This is a genomic window from Cohnella sp. GCM10027633, assembly GCF_042675445.1.
Taxonomy (GTDB): Bacteria; Bacillota; Bacilli; order Paenibacillales; family Paenibacillaceae; genus Cohnella.
This window is the reverse complement of the sequence record NZ_JBHTGV010000030.1, coordinates 1-3,062: the sequence shown is the minus strand read 5'-3', so window position 1 is coordinate 3,062 and position 3,062 is coordinate 1. Positions and strand designations below refer to the sequence as shown.

Sequence of the window (3,062 nt, the reverse complement as noted above, 5' to 3'; positions counted from 1 at the left end):
AGAGGTTGATCGAAGAGGCAACTCAGTCTCGAGGAAGCATAAGCAGCCGGACACATCCCACCACCTAACCGCATCGCGGCCGCCCTCCGGGCTTAAGGTGGTAGGACGTCGTGAATACATAACGTTATATGCAATTGGGGCAAACCATTAAAAAGAACAAGATAATAAAAACATTGAAGGGATGAAAACAAATGACCAATGAAATCAAAGCAGTGATTGAGAACCGTATTCATTTTGTATTTGTACCTGTAAGAAACATGGAGAGAGCTGTGAATTTTTATAGCAGAATATTAGGACTGACAATAAAACCAGGACCATATGGAACTATTTATAATCTTGATATTCAATCCCCTAACATTGTATTAGATAGCAATTTGGAAGAAGGATTTTTACCTGCGAAACACCCATTGTTTTCATTCATTTCGAATGACCTTAAGCATGCTCAACAATTAATTACTAATGAAGGTGGAGTTGTAAGAGATTTTGTATCGTTCGATGATATCTCCTTTTTTGTATTTGATGATTTAGATGGAAATCGGATAACGATCGTAAATAAATAACTTATTAAGTGATGAAAGGAACTTTGAATGTTGATCGATGAAGGCCCCAACAGCATATAACACCATATTCACGCATCGGGACGACTCTGTCGCCCCTCGGTCCGGCACGAAGTTAGAAGTGGATTCGGAGAGGCATTTCAGTTTCAGGGAAGCGGGAGCAGCCGGACACATCGCACCGACTAACCGCATCGCGGCCGGCACCTGACGGTGCCTTAAGTCGGTGGACGTCGTGAATACAAGAACGTTAGCTGAAATTCTCGAGTGCAAGAACGTCCATTAAACCTTTAGAACAGTATAATTACAAGCCAAGTAGTCGCGTGCTAATTATGGGAAACATCACCCTATAGGAGCCGCGACTTCTTCTTTATGCGGAATTGAAGTGCGAGATTTGAAGGACTGGTTTATAATTCCATTATGAACAATACAGATGAAGACCAAATACAGATGAAGACCAAATACAGATGAAGACCAAATACAGATGAAGACCAAATACAGATGAAGACCAAATACAGATGAAGACCAAATACAGATGAAGACCAAATACAGATGAAGATCAAATACAGAGGAAGATCAAATACAGAGGAAGATCAAAGACAGTTGAGGATCCAAACCAGATGAAGAAACATCTAAAACAGTAGAAGGTCAACATAAGAGCACGAGGAAGTTCAAGTTCGAATTTGAATGTGATTCAAGATGTCGAGAACTTCAGCTAACACCATATTCACGCATCGGGTCGACTCCGTCGCCCCTCGGTCCGGCACGAAGCTAGAAGTAGAATCAGAGAGGCATTTCAGGTTCGGGGAAGCAGTAGCAGCCGGACACATCCGCACCACCTAACCGCATCGCGGCCGCCCTTTGGGCTTAAGGTGGTGGGACGTCGTGAATACATTAACGTTATCGGAAATTCTCGAGTGCTGATAAGAGCGTTCAAAAACGATTAAAGTACTGAAAATACATTAAACAAAGTAGTCGCGTGAGATTCCGAAGATTGATTTACTTCGGCACCGCGGCTTTTATTTATGCGGATTTAAAGTGCGGATTTAGAAAGACTGGGTTATAATTCCATTAGGATAGAAGTCGAAAACAGTTGAAGATCAAAAACCGATAAAGATCAAAGACAGATGAAGATCAAAAACAGATGAAGATCAAAGACAGATGAAGATCAAAGACAGATGAAGATCAAAGACAGATGAAGATCAAAGACAGATGAAGATCTAGTGCACGAGTTAGATCAAGATCAGATTTGTGAGTGGATCAAGAGGTCGAGAACTTCCGATAACACCATATTCACGCATCGGGACGACTCTGTCGCCCCTCGGTCCGGCAAGAAGCTAGAGGTTGATCGAAGAGGCATCTCTGTCTCGAGGAAGCATAAGCAGCCGGACACATCCCACCACCTAACCGCATCGCGGCCGCCCTCCGGGCTTAAGGTGGTAGGACGTCGTGAATACATAACGTTAGCAGAAATACCCGAGAACACAATATGAAAGCAGGTAAAACATGAAATATAAACATATTTTATTAGATCTTGACGGTACTATTTCAGACCCAAAGATTGGAATAACTAAATCTGTACAATATGCATTGAACAAGATGGGCATTATAGAGAATGACTTAGATAAGTTAGAGCCCTTTATAGGTCCTCCTCTTAAGAATTCGTTTATTGATATTTACTCATTTTCTGAGGGGCGAGCCAATCAAGCTGTGGAGTATTACAGAGAGTATTTTAAGGAATACGGAATGTACGAGAATGAATTGTATCCAGGAATGCTGGAGTTGTTAGAAAACTTCCAGAACAGTGGATTTACTCTGTATGTGGCTACATCAAAACCTACTGTGTTTGCCAAACAGATCCTTAAGTATTTTCAAATTGAACACTATTTTGAGTGGATAGTTGGCAGTAATCTTGATGGAACAATGTCTGACAAATCGGAAATTATTAATTACATTATTAAGAACAAAGAAATCTCGATAGATAGTTTGATCATGATCGGAGACAGGAAACACGATATTGTTGGAGCAAATAACAATGGTATTGCTTCTATTGGAGTTGGGTACGGATATGGAAGTGAAGAAGAATTACGTAAGGCAAACTGTACATATTACATTAATAAACTGGACGATATTGTGAGGGTTGTTTCATAGAAGTCGGGTACTTCTGCTAACACCATATTCACGCATCGGGTCGACGTTGTCGCCCCTCGGTCCGGCAGTAGCTCGATGTGATTCGATGAGGCATTTCAGTATACGAAGAGGCGTAATCAGCCGGACACATCCCACCACCTAACCGCATCGCGGCCGGCTCCTTGCGGAGCCTTAAGTCGGTGGGACGTCGTGAATACATCAACGTTAGCTGAAATTATCCAAATACATATTAAAACAAGGTGAGTATTTATGTGGGAACATCCTTCAAATACAAAAGTTAAAAAACTAAAAGAGAAATATAAAGACTTATATCCTAATGTAGAAATTTTGGTTAATCAATGGGATCCTATTGGTCTA

2 protein-coding genes are annotated in these 3,062 nt (G+C 41.2%); both read left to right on the top strand.

Annotated elements, in window-relative coordinates:
* The first annotated feature begins 191 nt into the window (after positions 1 to 191).
* Positions 192 to 560 carry a VOC family protein gene (locus ACFQZG_RS27510; protein ID WP_378157948.1) on the top strand — a complete coding sequence of 123 codons (369 nt, stop codon included), beginning with the start codon at positions 192 to 194 and terminating at the stop codon, positions 558 to 560.
* 1,500 nt (positions 561 to 2,060) lie between these two features.
* Entirely contained in the window at positions 2,061 to 2,705 is a 645-nt protein-coding gene (locus ACFQZG_RS27505) for an HAD family hydrolase (RefSeq protein ID WP_378157947.1), read from the top strand.
* Positions 2,706 to 3,062: the final 357 nt, after the last annotated feature.